This window comes from Pseudomonas abietaniphila, from assembly GCF_039697315.1.
Classification (GTDB): Bacteria; Pseudomonadota; Gammaproteobacteria; order Pseudomonadales; family Pseudomonadaceae; genus Aquipseudomonas; species Aquipseudomonas abietaniphila_B.
On record NZ_CP155619.1, the window covers coordinates 397,718 to 413,227 of the forward strand.

Annotated in this window: 14 protein-coding genes; 5 read left to right on the forward strand and 9 right to left on the reverse strand. The window is 59.4% G+C overall.

What is annotated here, in order from left to right:
• The first annotated feature begins 317 nt into the window (after positions 1-317).
• Positions 318-533, forward strand: coding sequence for a ribosome modulation factor (gene rmf, locus ABDX87_RS01675; protein WP_010223328.1), 216 nt, complete (start codon positions 318-320; stop codon positions 531-533).
• Between the two features lie 174 nt (positions 534-707).
• On the opposite strand, the gene ABDX87_RS01680 is transcribed toward rmf, so the two are convergent.
• Positions 708-1,730, reverse strand: a complete 1,023-nt coding sequence (locus ABDX87_RS01680) for a quinone-dependent dihydroorotate dehydrogenase (RefSeq protein WP_346831283.1) — start codon at positions 1,728-1,730, stop codon at positions 708-710.
• 274 nt (positions 1,731-2,004) lie between these two features.
• On the opposite strand from ABDX87_RS01680, the gene ABDX87_RS01685 reads away from it, so the two are divergent.
• The 4 genes from ABDX87_RS01685 to ABDX87_RS01700 all read left to right on the forward strand — a co-directional run bounded on the left by ABDX87_RS01685 (position 2,005) and on the right by ABDX87_RS01700 (position 6,969).
• A complete protein-coding gene (locus ABDX87_RS01685; protein WP_346831284.1) occupies positions 2,005-3,213 on the forward strand; it encodes a CmpA/NrtA family ABC transporter substrate-binding protein in 1,209 nt (402 codons plus the stop codon).
• A 14-nt stretch (positions 3,214-3,227) separates the two neighbouring features.
• Positions 3,228-3,803 carry an ANTAR domain-containing response regulator gene (locus ABDX87_RS01690; RefSeq protein ID WP_346831285.1) on the forward strand — a complete coding sequence of 192 codons (576 nt, stop codon included), beginning with the start codon at positions 3,228-3,230 and terminating at the stop codon, positions 3,801-3,803.
• 241 nt (positions 3,804-4,044) lie between these two features.
• On the forward strand, positions 4,045-5,256 hold the full coding sequence (locus ABDX87_RS01695) for a nitrate/nitrite transporter (protein WP_346831286.1): 1,212 nt from the start codon (positions 4,045-4,047) through the stop codon (positions 5,254-5,256).
• Positions 5,257-5,274: 18 nt separating this feature from the next.
• Entirely contained in the window at positions 5,275-6,969 is a 1,695-nt protein-coding gene (locus ABDX87_RS01700; protein ID WP_346831287.1) for a bifunctional protein-serine/threonine kinase/phosphatase, read from the forward strand.
• A 152-nt stretch (positions 6,970-7,121) separates the two neighbouring features.
• Here the strand turns inward: ABDX87_RS01700 and ABDX87_RS01705 are convergent, their stop codons facing one another.
• The 8 genes from ABDX87_RS01705 to ppsA form a co-directional block, all read right to left on the reverse strand.
• Positions 7,122-8,156, reverse strand: coding sequence for an OmpA family protein (locus ABDX87_RS01705; RefSeq protein WP_346831288.1), 1,035 nt, complete (start codon positions 8,154-8,156; stop codon positions 7,122-7,124).
• Positions 8,157-8,263: 107 nt separating this feature from the next.
• The gene (sigX, locus tag ABDX87_RS01710) at positions 8,264-8,854 is read right to left on the reverse strand and encodes an RNA polymerase sigma factor SigX (RefSeq protein WP_346831289.1); all 591 of its coding nucleotides are present in this window, start codon (positions 8,852-8,854) and stop codon (positions 8,264-8,266) included.
• Positions 8,855-8,943: 89 nt separating this feature from the next.
• Positions 8,944-9,768, reverse strand: coding sequence for a mechanosensitive ion channel family protein (locus tag ABDX87_RS01715; protein ID WP_062382443.1), 825 nt, complete (start codon positions 9,766-9,768; stop codon positions 8,944-8,946).
• 2 nt (positions 9,769-9,770) lie between these two features.
• Positions 9,771-10,034, reverse strand: a complete 264-nt coding sequence (locus ABDX87_RS01720) for a CrfX protein (RefSeq protein ID WP_346831290.1) — start codon at positions 10,032-10,034, stop codon at positions 9,771-9,773.
• Between the two features lie 85 nt (positions 10,035-10,119).
• Positions 10,120-11,115: a zinc transporter ZntB gene (locus tag ABDX87_RS01725; RefSeq protein ID WP_346831291.1), complete on the reverse strand. Its 996-nt coding sequence runs from the start codon at positions 11,113-11,115 to the stop codon at positions 10,120-10,122.
• A gap of 45 nt (positions 11,116-11,160) precedes the next feature.
• Positions 11,161-11,649, reverse strand: coding sequence for a ribonuclease E activity regulator RraA (gene rraA / locus ABDX87_RS01730; protein ID WP_346831292.1), 489 nt, complete (start codon positions 11,647-11,649; stop codon positions 11,161-11,163).
• A 216-nt stretch (positions 11,650-11,865) separates the two neighbouring features.
• Complete coding sequence (locus tag ABDX87_RS01735) at positions 11,866-12,858, reverse strand: alpha/beta fold hydrolase (RefSeq protein WP_346831293.1); 993 nt, start codon at positions 12,856-12,858, stop codon at positions 11,866-11,868.
• A gap of 184 nt (positions 12,859-13,042) precedes the next feature.
• Complete coding sequence (gene ppsA / locus ABDX87_RS01740; protein WP_346831294.1) at positions 13,043-15,418, reverse strand: phosphoenolpyruvate synthase; 2,376 nt, start codon at positions 15,416-15,418, stop codon at positions 13,043-13,045.
• Positions 15,419-15,510 lie beyond the last annotated feature (92 nt).

Here is a 15,510-nt window from a genome sequence, read left to right on the forward strand (position 1 = left end):
AATCAGCCATCAGACGTACATGAGAACCACTCGCGAATTTCATGAAGACCCCCGAATCAGGGCGTCTGGCGAAAAAAACACCCTTGGAGCTGCTCGTTGCTTATGGTCTTAATGCCTCAACGGTTACGTTCTTATGACAAAACGATCATTCACAGCGTCCCATGCATTGGTTAGAAATCAACTCAGGTTGTCGTCGCAACGACGACAGCATCTGGCCCGCGACGCCGGCAGCGGGCCTGCAAAGGCAGAAGATTTCTGCCTGACCTCGACTCGAGGTCTCCAAGGACATAACAGTCAACAAACGAGGGCAACACCCTATGAGAAGACTTAAGCGTGATCCGTTGGAAAGAGCTTTTTCGCGCGGATATCAATACGGCGTAACTGGTAAATCCCGTGAGCTTTGCCCATTTACTCTACCGTCGGTACGTCAAGCCTGGATCAACGGCTGGCGAGAAGGACGAGGCGACAACTGGGACGGTATGACCGGCACTGCGGGTATACACAGGCTCAACGAACTTCACGCGGTCGGCTGACACTTAACTACCAAAGGGACATTCCGACTTTTTTAAGGTTTCTTCAGGAATTCGACAACTAGATTCGCTTCACCTTAACCATGCACGTCCCATCCGGACGGCGGGCTAAAGCCCAAGAGGGGTTCCAGTCGGAACCCCTCTTTTTGTTTCGGCATTCAAGCGTGTCAGCACAAGCTATTTCGGCATCGCAGCGATGGCGTCCACCGACTCGCGGATCAGCGCCGGGCCTTTGTAGATAAACCCTGAATAAATCTGCACCAGACTTGCCCCCGCTGCGATTTTTTCCGCTGCGTGCTTGCCCTCGGTAATGCCGCCCGCCGCGATGATCGGCAACTTGCCGCCCAGCTCACTGGCCAGCACCTTGACGATGTGCGTGCTTTTCTCCCGCACGGGCGCACCCGACAGACCGCCCGCCTCGTCACCGTGTGGCAGTCCTTCGACGCCTACGCGGCTCAATGTGGTGTTGGTGGCAATCACCGCGTCCATGCCCGACTCCAGCAGCGCGCTGGCGACCAATACCGTTTCTTCGTCGCTCATGTCCGGGGCGATCTTGATGGCCAGCGGCACGCGCTTGCCATGCGCCAGCGTCAAGGCTTCCTGGCGCACACGCAGCGCTTCGAGCAACTGTTTGAGCGAATCACCGAATTGCAGGCTACGCAGGCCTGGGGTGTTCGGCGAACTGACGTTGACGGTGATATAGCTGGCGTGGGTGTAAACCTTGTCGAGACAGATCAGGTAGTCGTCGACTGCGCGCTCGACCGGGGTGTCGAAGTTCTTGCCGATATTGATGCCCAGCACGCCGTTGTATTGGGCGGCCTGCACGCGACTGATCAGGTTGTCGACGCCCAGGTTGTTGAAACCCATGCGGTTGATGATGGCCTCGGCATGGGGCAGACGGAAAATCCGTGGCTTGGGATTGCCCGGCTGCGGACGCGGCGTCACAGTGCCGATTTCAACGAAACCGAAACCCAACTGAGCGAACCCGTCGATGGCCGCACCGTTCTTGTCCAGCCCGGCGGCAAGCCCGACCGGGTTTGGAAACTGCAAGCCCATGACCGTCACCGGCAACCGCACAGGCGCCTTGGTGAGCAGGCCATTGAGCCCCAGACGACCGCCCGCGCCGATCAGGTCGATGGACAGATCGTGGGACGTTTCCGGGGAAAGTTTGAACAGTAACTGGCGGGCCAGGTTATACATGGGCGGGCGCGGCTCGTTGAGGCTGAAGTCAGCGGCGGATTATAGACGCGCGCAGGGGTGAAGCGCGAGGCATGTCGAGCACTTTGCTCAACGCTCGGCGACTCACTGGCATATGGCTTGCTTGAGTCGGTTATCGAACTCGCTCCAACGGCGGAGAGAGTGATCGGACAATGGCGTCGTTTTCGTCCCGGTTATGGCCAGGATGAGGCGACGTTTTTTATGGAAGACCGCCAGCCTCTGCGCGCACGTCGGTCTTCAGGCGGAACCGAAAACCATGAACGACACCCTTGATACACCACTGGCCTGGGTCAATGGCAGCGACGCCCCGGAACTGACCACCATCGACGTGGGCTTCATGGCGCTCACCGACGCCGCTTCGCTGATCATCGCCGCGACGCAGGGCTTTGCTCAACCGTATGGTCTGAACATCAACTTGCACCGGCAACCGTCCTGGGCGAGCCTGCGCGACAAACTGGTCAGTGGCGAACTGCACGCCGCACACAGCCTTTACGGTCTGGTGTATGCCGCACAGCTGGGGATTGGCGGGCCCGCGAAGGACATGGCGGTTTTGATGGGTCTGAATCAAAACGGCCAAAGCATCAATCTCTCCCGGGCGCTGCAAGAACAAAGCGTGACCACTCCTGAAGCGCTGGACCGTCGTACGCACCAAAGCGGAACAAAACTCACCTTTGCGCAGACGTTTCCGACCGGCAATCACGCCATGTGGTTGTATTACTGGCTCGCCAGTCAGGGGATTCACCCCTTGCAGGACGTCGACAGCGTGGTCGTCCCGCCGCCACAGATGGTCGAACACCTCAAGGCGCAACGCATCGACGGCTTTTGTGTCGGTGAGCCGTGGGGCGCCAGCGCCGTCAGCCAGAATCTGGGCTTCACCCTGGCGACCACCCAGGCCATCTGGCCGGATCACCCTGAAAAGGTGCTCGGCTGCAGCCTGGAGTTCGTGCAGCGATACCCCAATACCTCGCGCGCCCTGGTCATGGCCGTGCTGGAGGCCAGCCGATTCATCGAAGAAAGCCCGGAAAATCGACGCAGTACCGCGCATATGCTCAGCGGCAGCGATTATGTGAACGCCGCCGTCGAGGACATCGAAGGGCGTTTGCTGGGCCAGTACAGCGACGGCCTTGGCAACGATTGGCAGGATCACCATGCCGCGAGCTTCCACCGTAACGGCGAGGTGAACATGCCTTACCTTTCCGACGGCATGTGGTTCATGACCCAGTTCCGCCGCTGGGGCCTGCTGCGCGAGGATCCGGATTACCTCAACGTCGCCCGGCAGGTACAGCAGCTTGCGCTCTATCGCCAGGCAGCCGAGGCACTGAACATCCCCGTGCCCGCCCAGGCGATGCGCAGCAGCCAGCTCATCGACGGCAAGGTCTGGGACGGCAGCGACCCGGTGGGTTATGCCCATGGTTTCAAACTGCACGCGCTGGCCGATACCGTGCCTGCCTCCATCGATCACTGAAGGGAGACGCAATCATGCTGCGAATCCTGTTGATCAACGACACCCCCAAGAAAGTCGGACGCTTGAAGGCCGCGCTCAGCGAGGCCGGCTTCGAGGTGATCGACGAGTCCGGGCTGATCATCGATCTGCCGGAGCGCGTGCAGGCGGTGCGTCCGGACGTGATTCTGATCGACACCGAGTCGCCGGGACGGGACGTACTGGAGCAAGTCGTGCTGATTACCCGCGACCTGCCCCGCCCGATCGTGATGTTCACCGATGAGCACGACCCCGGCGTCATGCGCCAGGCCATCAAGTCCGGGGTCAGCGCCTACATTGTCGAAGGCATTCACGCACAGCGCCTGCAGCCCATTCTCGACGTGGCCATGGCACGCTTCGAGAGCGATCAGGACCTGCGCGCGCAGCTTCAGGCGCGTGACCAGCAGTTGGCCGAGCGCAAGCGCATCGAAACCGCCAAAGGCCTGCTGATGAAGATGAAGAGTTGCACCGAGGACGAGGCCTACACGCTCATGCGCCGTCAGGCCATGAGCCGGCAGCAGAAGCTGGTGCAAGTGGCGGAGCAGATTATCGCCATGAGTGAGCTGCTGGGTTAACGGATGGCCCACGTTTTGCTACGTAGTTTGCACAGGTAGCCAACGGCGGTTGCCCCACTTTCGACAAAGACGTCGCACACCCTTTCGCACAGCGCGAACAGGGTTGCGACGTTTTTTCGTTTTGGCCCCCAGAAAACGGGCCGGGTGGAGCGCCGGGTTGGTGCTTCACCTGCAAGACCTGACCCGTGACGGTGCGAGCGACAGCCGCTCCAGCAACGATTTCCTGCAGATGAGGTGTTAGATGAATACAAGCTTCTGGAAAGCCGGCCATAAACCCACGCTGTTCGCAGCCTTCCTCTACTTCGACTTGAGCTTCATGGTCTGGTACCTGCTCGGCCCGCTGGCCGTGCAGATCGCCACAGACCTTCACCTCACCACGCAACAACGCGGCCTGATGGTCGCCACCCCGATCCTGGCGGGCGCATTCCTGCGGTTTTTGATGGGCATGCTCGCCGATCAGCTGTCACCCAAGACGGCCGGCATCATCGGCCAGATCATCGTCATCGCTGCTCTGCTTTGCGCCTGGCAACTGGGCATTCACAGCTATGAGCAAGCGTTGTTGCTGGGCGTGTTCCTGGGCATGGCCGGTGCCTCGTTTGCCGTGGCCCTGCCGCTGGCGTCGCAATGGTACCCGCCGCAGCACCAGGGCAAGGCGATGGGTATCGCAGGTGCAGGTAACTCCGGCACGGTGTTCGCCGCCCTGATCGCACCGGTCTTGGCTGCCAGCTTTGGCTGGAGCAATGTGTTCGGCTTCGCGGTCGTACCCCTGGTCCTGACCCTGATTGCCTTCTCGCTGATGGCGCGCAATGCGCCGGAGCGCCCGAAAGCCAAGTCGATGGGCGACTACTTCAAAGCCTTGGGCGACCGCGACAGCTGGTGGTTCATGTTCTTCTACAGCGTTACGTTCGGAGGCTTCATCGGTCTGGCCAGTGCCCTCCCCGGCTACTTCAACGATCAGTATGGCCTGAGCCCGGTGACGGCGGGCTACTACACCGCAGCCTGCGTGTTCGGCGGCAGCCTGATGCGCCCTCTTGGTGGCGCGCTGGCAGACCGCTTCGGCGGCATTCGCACCTTGTCCGGCATGTACGCGGTTGCCGCGATCTGCATCGCTGCTGTCGGTTTCAACCTGCCGAGCTCATGGGCCGCGCTGGCGCTGTTCGTCGCCGCCATGCTGGGCCTGGGCGCAGGTAACGGCGCGGTGTTCCAACTGGTGCCACAACGCTTTCGTAAAGAAATTGGCGTGATGACCGGCCTGATCGGCATGGCGGGCGGCATCGGCGGATTTCTCCTCGCCGCCGGTTTGGGTGCGATCAAGCAAAATACCGGCGACTATCAGCTGGGTCTGTGGCTGTTCGCTCTGCTCGGTGTGCTGGCATGGTTCGGCCTGATGAACGTCAAGCGCCGCTGGAGAACCACTTGGGGTTCCGCCGCCGTCACCGCTGCTCGCGTCTGAGCCTGACGGAGGTTGGCGATGAATCAACCGTTGACGTTGACCCCGGCCAAGGCAGTCGGCTTGCAGGTGCGCTTTGCCGAGTACAGCGCCAGCGGACCACGGGCTGAGAACCAGGACGCCACGCGCCTGGTCACCCCCGCGCCAGCGCTCGCCGCCAGCAAGGGATACCTGTTCGGGCTGGCGGACGGTGTCAGTCACTGTGCCGATGGCGGCCTGGCGTCCCGCTCGACCCTTCAGGCCCTGGCAATGGATTACTACGCCACGCCGGAAACCTGGGGCATCGCCCAGGCACTGGACCGCCTGCTGCTCGCACAGAATCGCTGGTTGCTGGCGAACGGTCTTTTGACCACGCTCAGCGCACTGGTCCTGCGCGGCCGTCGCTTTACCCTCGCCCATGTCGGTGACTCCCGGGTTTATCGCTGGCATGAAGGGGTGTTGCAGCGCATCAGCGAGGATCACGTCTGGGAGCAACCGGACATGCAGCACGTGCTCAAACGCGCGCTGGGCCTGGATCAATACGTGGTCATGGATTATCTGGACGGTGAACTGCGTCAGGGCGAACGTCTGCTGCTGATCAGCGACGGCGTCTGGTCGACGCTGAACGATGGGCGTATTCGTACGATTCTCAGCGAACAGCATGATCTGGACGCCGCCGTGCGGACGTTGGTCGACGCCGCGCACTTGTCTGGAAGCCAGGACAACGCCAGCGCCGTGCTGATCCAGATCGATCAGTTGGGCACCGATACGCTGGCCGATACGCTGATTCAGTTACAGCAGTGGCCGTTGCCGCCGTCACTCAAGCCTGGCCAGTCCTTCGAGGGCTGGCAGATCGAGCAGCGGCTGGGTGACTCACGGCAATCCTTGCTGTATCGGGTTCTCGACGCCGAGCGACAACCCTGGTTACTCAAAACCCTCCCCGACGCGCGTGACGATGAGCCCGGGGCCGGCCAGGCATTGCTGCTGGAAGAGTGGTTTCTGCGCCGGGTTGCCGGACGCTTTTTCCCACAAGTGCATCTCCTGCCTGATCGCCAGCATCTGTACTACGTCATGCGTGAGTACCCGGGCCAGACCTTGGCGCACACCTTCCGGCAACAGGGACCTATGGAGCTGGCGCGATGGTCAACCCTCGCGCGGGACCTGATAGGGGCTGTTGGCTTACTGCACCGACGCAATATCGTTCATCGCGACATCAAGCCGGAAAACGTGCTGATCGATGCCAACGGCGAGCTGCGCGTGCTGGATTTCGGCCTCGCCTTCTGCCCCGGTCTGTCTGCTGACGTCCAGGGCGATGTTCCTGGCACGCCGAGCTTTATCGCCCCCGAAGCGTTTGAAGGGGCCGAACCCGCGCCAGCACTCGACCTGTATGCCGCGAGCGTCACGCTGTATTTCCTGCTGACCGGGCACTATCCGTACGGAGAAATCGAGGCCTTTCAACACCGACGCTTCGGCAGCCCCATCCCCGTCAGCCGCTACCGCCCGGACGTACCCGAATGGATCGAGCATCATCTGGATCAGGCACTGCAAGCCGATCCGGCGAAACGCTTCGAAACGGCCGAACAATGGCTGCTGCAGCTCCAGCACGGCGAACTTGCGACCTTGAACACCCGGCCCAAACCTTTACTGGAACGCGAACCGCTCAAGGTCTGGCAAACCGTGGCACTGCTGTCGCTGGTGTTGAACCTGTTGTTGTGGATAGCGCTAATCAAACACTGACGCTGCCAACAGCGGGCATGAAGCAATTCCGCTTATCGCGCCATCCGCGAATACTTCTAAAGAAGAACGCATCGCAAAGCAGTTTCTTTTTCTCACCCGCCAGAAAAAGAAAAACCCGGCCGAGGCCGGGTTTTTCGTGAAGCGGGGGCTAATTACTTAGCTTGAGCTTCTACTTTCGCTTCTACGCGACGGTTTACAGCGCGGCCAGCTTCAGTTGCGTTGTCAGCAACTGGACGGGTTTCGCCGTAGCCAACCGAGTTCACGCGGTTAGCGCCAACACCGTACTGGTTAACCAGAACTTGTTTAACGGCGTTTGCACGACGCTCGGACAGTTTCTGGTTGTAAGCGTCAGGACCGACGGAGTCAGTGTGACCTTCAACAGTGGTGGTGGTTTGTGGGTACTGCTTCATGAAGTCAGCCAGGTTCTTGATGTCGCCGTAGCTGTTTGGCTTGACGACCGACTTGTTGAAGTCGAATTTCACGTCCAGCTCAACACGTACGACTTCAGCAACAGCCGGGCAACCGTTGGCATCAACAGTCACGTTAGCCGGGGTGTCCGGGCACTTGTCGACGTTATCGCAAACGCCGTCGTTGTCGCTGTCGGAGCACACTTCAGCAACTGGAGCAGGTGCGGCTTCAACTTTCTTGGAGCCACCACCGAAGTTCACACCGATACCGACGCTAGGCGCCCACTCGGTGTCGCCCTGGTCGATGTTGTACTGAGCTTCAACGCCAGCACGGGCGTAGAAGTTGTCGGTGAAGTAAAGCTTGGCACCGCCGCCGATGTTGGCGAAGGTGGAGCGGTTACGACCGCCGCTGCCGTTCTGACCGATGCTCTGATCGGAGAAACCAGCCGAGACGTACGGACGCAGCATGTCGCCCGGGTTGTTGAAGTGGTACAGAGCGTCCAGAGCGGTGTTCGCGCCCTTGATGTTCTTACCATCATCGCTACGGACGTTGTGAACTTCGTCGTAGCCCAGACGCAATTCAACGTCATCAGTCAGGAAGTAGCCAACCGAACCGCCGAACAGGTTGCCGTCGTTTTTGAAATTACGAGCGCTGTCGAACTGTTCTTTCTTGGCAAAGCCTTCGATTTCGACTGCGCCTTGGCCTTGTGCCAGAGCGCCGAACGAAGTTGCGGCAACAATAGTACCAATGGCCAAGCCCAAGGTGTTTTTCAGTTTCATCCGTTAAATCCCCATCTGGTGATTGTAAAGCGGTCCCCCTAACCGGGGGACAACTCGTCGGCAAGTCTATCAGAACTTGCCTGCCCGTTAGAGATATTTGCTCCGAGTTAAGTTTCGGTAACGCCTGCAAATTTCTCACGTAATTTATCGAGTGCCCTTTTGTACCGCATTTTCGTGGCACTCAGGCCCATGTGCATTATGTCTGCGATCTCCTGAAATTCCAGTTCTGCGACAAATCGAAGCACCAGAATCTCCCTGTCAATCGGGTTCACATGCACGAGCCAGCGATCGAGGCCGCCCTTCTCTTCCGGTTTCGGCGTCTTGTCTTCAGACGCTTCCTCGAGGGGGTCCAGACTCAAAGCGTCCATCAACCGACGCTTTCGTCGCTCCTTCCTGTACTGCGTGATGCATTCGTTGTAGGTGATGCTGTAGAGCCAGGTTTTGAACTTCGATTTCCCTTCGAAATTCTTCAACCCATACAACACCTTAAGCATCACTTCCTGACAGACATCGTCCGCATCGCGATCGTTCCCTAAATAGCGCGCGCAGACGTTAAAAAGTGTCCGCTGGTAACGTCGCATCAGCTCTTCGTAGGCCCGAGTCACGTGAAACAACTCGGCGTGCGAGCGCGCAACCAACTCCTCATCAGAGAGCTCGCGGGGGTCGTAACGCAGTGAGAGCGATTGGGGTTTATTCAAAACAGGTCGTGCCGACAGTCAGATAAATGTCCGCCTGGTCCCGGGACCTCCGGGATTTTGCGGCGGCATACATTAGCAGATTTGCCGGTTCAGCGGCTGCTCACTCGCTGCTCGAGAAGGATTCGGTTCGACAACGACACCAGTTCCCCTTCATCGGTCAGCAACGTGGTCTTCACCGTGCCAATCTCTTCGATCTGTCCTTCGACCTCTCCAATACGCACTTGTTGCCCTACCTGATACAACTCCCGCACATAAATTCCTGCCAGGATCTGGCTCGCGATTTCGCGGCTGCCCAGCCCCATGGCCAGCGCAACTGCCAGACCAACGGTAATCAATCCGATAACGATGACGTGGTTCAGCAGGTCGGTTTTGACCTCCAACTGGCTGATCGCCACCGAAATACTGATGATGATCACCAGCCACTGAGCGACACGCCCCAGGCCCGCCGCGTAATCCAGTCCGACGCCTTCTGCCGCGCCGCGAACGATACCGTTGACCAGCTGCGCCAACAATACGCCTACCAACAGTACCAGTGCCGCGCCAAACACCTTCGGCAGGTACAGCGCGAGCATGTCCAGGGTGGCCGATACACGCTCAAGGCCCAGGGACTCTGCCGCCGACACCAGGAAAATCAACAGCACGAACCAGTAGACGATCTTGCCGATCAGCGTCGAAATCGGAACCTGAATCCCTGCGCGACTGATCAGTTTCGTCAGGCCGGTGCCGCCCATCAAGCGATCCAGACCCAGTTTTGCCAACAGCTTGGATAACAGGGTGTCGAGCAGCTTGGCCACCACGAAACCCAACAGAACAACCACCAGAGCGCCGAACAGATTCGGGATGAAGTTCGCAACTTTGGTCCACAACGCAGTCATTGCGGTGACCAGGCTCTGTGTCCAGAGATCCAATTCCATATTCAATCAGCCTTGTCTTTGGCAGCGGTAAACGCAGTGCCGGCAATCGTCGCCTTGCGACGGGAAACAGGTGAAACGTGAGCCGAGCCGTTGTTCACGGCCATCATCAATGCTTGTGTGCAGCGGCCGAACAGGCTGAACAGATCGCCTGCACCGACCTGGCGGTTGGCCGTCTTCAGCACGCGCCCCAGTGCCGCATCATCATCCCGGCTGGAGGACGAGGAGTTAAGCATGTCTCGCAGTGATTCTTCAAACGGGTCGTGCATAGGCACCTCACGTGATGTCACTGAAAGACGCAGCCAATTTTGCCTGAGTCACACATCACACGGTAAACGACGTCGTTTTTTTCCATCAGACCCACCGCAGACGCTTCAACAACCACATCTGCCCCACCGCAACCACGACCATCAGCGTGCAGGCAAACACAAAACCATACGGATTATCCGAGCCTGGAATGCCGCCGACGTTGATACCCAGCAAACCGGTCAGGAAGCTCATGGGCAGGAAGATCCCGGTGATGATCCCGAAGCGGTACATGGTGCGGTTCATGCGTTCGTTGAGGCGTCTGTCTTCAGCCTCAAGCACCAGCCCAACGCGCTCCCGGGTCAATTCCAGTTCTTCCAGATAACGCGTCAGGCTGTTGTTCAATTCATTCCAGTAGTCAGCATCGTCGTCCAGAAACCATGGCATCTTGCTGCGCGTCAGCTGCGCGTAGATTTCACGCTGAGGGTGCAGAAACCGACGCATGCCCGCCGCCCTGCGGCGGATGTGAACCATGTTGCCGTGCTCAGGCATGTACCGTTCGTCGGCATCTATGCGTTCTTCCATGTCGTCGACCAGTTCGGTCAGCTCGCTGACCACCGCCTGGACCTTGTCGGTGAGCAATTGCGCCAGGTAAACCAGCAATTCGGATGCGGTTTTCGGTCCCTTGCCCTCGTTGAGCAAGTCAATCAATTCATCCGTCGCACGCAATGAGCGAAGACGCAGGGAAATCACACGCTGAGCCGCCGCGAAAATTCTCACCGACACCATGTCTTCAGGTTCGGCACCGGGGTTGAGATTCACCCCGCGCAAAAACAACAGCAGTTCATTGTCCGGCAGCGACAGCAAGCGAGGCCGGGTGTTTTCTTCAAGCATCAGGTCGCAAACGAACTCACTGAGGCCGCTCGCCGTGCGCAGCCACGTCTGTGTCTGCGGGTGACTGCGGTCCCAGTGAAGCCACACGCTTTCGTGGGGCTCCAGCTGCAGGCCATCCAGTTCGGTTCGAGCTATTGAACGCGCCCCGCCTTTACCGTCCAGCACGAAGGCATGAACCAGCCCCCACTGCGCGTTTGTCTCATCGAACATTCACTGTCCTTGGTGTCCTTGCGGTTTTCTGAAGGGCGAAGCCGGTCAGTCCGGCATTTTCAGGGGGCTAGGCGAAACGATGATGCCGTTATTGTCGGCGTACACGTATTCACCGGGGCGGAAAGTCACGCCGCCAAATGTCACCACCACGTTCAGATCGCCCAGTCCGCGTTTATCGGTCTTGAGCGGGTGACTGGCCAACGCCTGCACACCGAGATCGGTCTGCGCCAGGACATCGACATCACGCACGCAGCCATAGATGACCATGCCTTCCCAGCCATTTTTGGCTGCCTTCTCCGCCAGCATGTCACCCAGCAATGCCCGCCGCAGCGAGCCGCCACCATCGACCACCAGTACTTTGCCTTTGCCGTTCTGCTCGGCTTGCTCACGCACCAGCGAGTTGTCTTCGAAACACTTGAGGGTGACGATTTCGCCACCGAACGAATCGCGACCGCCAAAATTGCTGAACATCGGCTCGACCACCTGAACCAGCTCAGGGTAGGCGTCGCACAAATCCGGAGTGATGTAGTGCATGGGTAACTCCTGTCAGTGATTCGTTTCAAGGATGAACCTGCGGCTGGCAGGTTCGCGTGGCACGCATGTCAGACCATGACAAACGCCACAATGCTTCCTTATATAGAACAAAATACTGACCGACGAGTCTTGCTCACCTGCCGCACACCTTGGCCACTCGAACGGGTGTAGCTTAGCGCCACACGACGCCCATAGGAACGCTTATGGACGCGCAAGTCAGGAAGTTGCCACCCTATTCAGCGTTGATTCAGCATTTGACGGCGTGACCTGCCGGCTGAGCCAATCCGCCACCTTGGGCCACACCTGCGCCTGCGCGGACTTGCTGACCAGCATCTGGACATGACCGAACGCTTCGCTGAAGCCTTCCTGGCGCCCCAGGCACCAGAATTCTTTCTGCTCTGAACCGACTTGCTCGAACAACTCGCGACACGCCCATTCAGGGTCCTGATGATCGCCAGCTCCCGCCACACACAGCAGCGGCACCTGCACATGACGCAAGCCGGACCACCAGTCGTCTTTCTTGTCACCGAAGCGACCGAACAGGCCGTGCCAGCGCATGCTTTCAAGCAATATGCCCATCGGCTCGTCTTCAGGGCCTCGCTTGAAACGCGGTCCGGACACGTGTTCGAAGCGCTTGAGCAGCAACCTCGAACCCCACTGCAGTGGCGGCACCTTGAGCGGCCAGTACGTGCGCGAGACCTGACTGCCGAACAACGCCGCCGAAGCCACCTGCCCAGCGTCCAGGTAGTGACCGCCCAATGCCGCGGCGAGCGTTGTGCCGCCGAGAGAATGGCCGATCCAGTGCGGAATTTGCCCGGTCTGCTCACAGACGAACGCCGCGATGGCCGGCAGGTCGTAGCGCGCATAATCGGCGACACGGTTGTGCCGGTAGGCTTCATTACGCGCAGACAACCCGTGCCCACGCATTTCCGGAATCCACACGTCGAACCCTGCACGTGCCAGAAAGGCGCCCAGCCCGATGCCTTTGGGCGAGTACCAAAAACGTCGATTGGAGAAGCTGCCATGCAGCAGGATCACTGGCACGCCACGGACATCGGGAGCGGTGACCCGCCCGAGTCGGGTCACGGCCAGCTCGACCGTGAAGTCCATGCTGTTGCCGGGTTTCAGACGGTAGACGTCCTCGACCAGGTCGCCGCGTCGTTCGGCGCTGATCAAGGCCACTGGAAAAAGATGGCTGCTGCTTTGCATAGTGCTCTTGCTTGGTTCTGAAAAGGCACACCGCCGGAATAGCACGTAGAGGCTGTCCCGGGGCTGAACCCTTCACCTGAAAAATTCGCATGAAAAAGGGCGGAACCGTTGGGCCGCCCTTCTTCAGAAAGCCGGCCCGTCGAAACGGGCCAGCATCTTACTCGATTGCTCTACCTGTGGGGTATCAGGTTGGCGCATCCTCTTCAGAGAGGAAGAACCAGGTTTCCAGTACCGAGTCGGGGTTCAGCGAAACGCTTTCGATGCCCTGCTCCATCAGCCAGCGCGCCAGATCCGGGTGGTCGGACGGGCCCTGACCGCAGATGCCGATGTACTTGCCGGCCTTGTTACAGGCCTGAATGGCGCTGGACAGCAGCTTCTTGACCGCAGGATTACGCTCGTCGAACAGGTGCGCGATGATGCCGGAGTCGCGGTCCAGGCCCAGAGTCAGCTGGGTCAGGTCATTGGAACCGATGGAGAAGCCGTCGAAGAACTCGAGGAATTCTTCGGCCATCAGGGCGTTGGACGGCAGTTCGCACATCATGATCACGCGCAGACCGTTGTCGCCGCGCGCCAGACCGTTTTCGGCCAGCAGGTCGACCACCTGGCTCGCTTCACCCAGAGTGCGCACGAACGGTACCATGATTTCCACGTTGGTCAGGCCCATCTCGTTGCGCACGCGCTTGAGGGCGCGGCACTCGAGTTCGAAGCAGTCGCGGAAGTTTTCGCTGATGTAACGCGACGCACCGCGGAAGCCCAGCATCGGGTTCTCTTCTTCCGGCTCGTACAGCTTGCCACCGATCAGGTTGGCGTATTCGTTGGACTTGAAGTCCGACAGACGCACGATGACCTTCTTCGGCGAGAACGCAGCGGCCAGGGTACTGATCCCTTCGACCAGCTTCTCGACGTAGAAACCGACCGGATCGCTGTAACCGGCGATGCGCTTGTCGACGCTTTCCTTGATGTCCAGCGGCAGGTTCGGATAGTTCAGCAGCGCTTTGGGGTGCACGCCGATCATGCGGTTGATGATGAACTCCAGACGCGCCAGACCGATACCTGCGTTTGGCAACTGGGCGAAATCGAACGCACGATCCGGGTTACCGACGTTCATCATGATCTTGAACGGCAGCTCCGGCATGGCATCGACCGAGTTCTGCTTGATGTCGAAGCCCAACTCGCCTTCGAAGATGTAACCGGTGTCGCCTTCCGCACAGGAAACCGTCACGCCCTGACCGTCTTTCAACAGTTCGGTCGCGTTGCCGCAGCCCACAACGGCGGGAATGCCCAGTTCACGCGCAATGATCGCGGCGTGGCAGGTACGGCCGCCACGGTTGGTGACGATAGCGCTGGCACGCTTCATCACCGGTTCCCAATCCGGGTCGGTCATGTCGGAGACCAGCACGTCGCCGGCCTGAACCTTGTCCATCTCGGACACGTCCTTGATGATCCGCACCTTGCCCGCGCCGATGCGCTGACCAATCGCACGGCCTTCCGCCAGAACGGTGCCCTTCTCTTTGAGCAGGTAGCGTTCCATGACGTTGCCCGAGCTGCGGCTCTTCACGGTTTCAGGACGCGCCTGAACGATGTAGAGCTTGCCGTCGTCACCATCTTTCGCCCATTCGATGTCCATCGGGCACTGGTAGTGCTTCTCGATGATCATCGCCTGACGGGCCAGGTTGCTGACTTCTTCGTCGGAGAGACAGAAACGTGCGCGATCGGCGGCTTCCACGTCGATCACCTTGACCGATTTACCGGCTTTGGCTTCGTCACCGTAAATCATCTTGATCGCCTTGCTGCCCAGGTTACGGCGCAGGATCGCAGGACGACCGGCTTCAAGGGTGTTCTTGTGAACGTAGAACTCGTCCGGGTTGACCGCGCCTTGTACGACTGTTTCGCCCAGGCCGTAGGCGCCGGTAATGAACACCACGTCACGGAAACCGGATTCGGTGTCCAGCGTGAACATCACGCCCGCCGTGCCGGTTTCAGAGCGGACCATGCGCTGCACGCCCGCGGACAGTGCGACCAGCTTGTGGTCGAAGCCCTGGTGCACGCGGTAGGAAATGGCGCGGTCGTTGAACAGCGAGGCAAAGACTTCTTTCGCCGCGCGGATGACGTTGTCGACGCCACGGATATTAAGGAAAGTTTCCTGCTGACCGGCGAAGGACGCGTCAGGCAGGTCTTCTGCGGTGGCGGAAGAGCGCACGGCAACGGCGATGTCCGGATTGCCCGCCGAGAGCGCGGCGAAGGCAGTGCGGATTTCAGCGTTGAGCTTCTCGGGGAATTCGGCCTCCATGATCCACTGACGAATCTGCGCACCGGTTTTCGCCAGGGCGTTGACGTCGTCGACGTCCAGGGCATCGAGTGCCGCGTGAATCTGATCGTTCAGACCACTTTGCTCAAGAAAATCACGATAGGCCTGAGCGGTAGTGGCGAAGCCACCGGGGACGGAAACGCCTGCGCCCGCCAGGTTGCTGATCATCTCGCCGAGGGATGCGTTCTTGCCCCCCACATGCTCAACATCATGTTTGCCGAGCTTATCGAGGGAAACTACGTACTCTACCAAGGTGATCTCTCCACTAACCGAATTGTTGTTGGGAAAAGCATTGGTGCTGTCATCACAGGAAGAAAGTGACCCTTACGCGAATGGCCCGGACC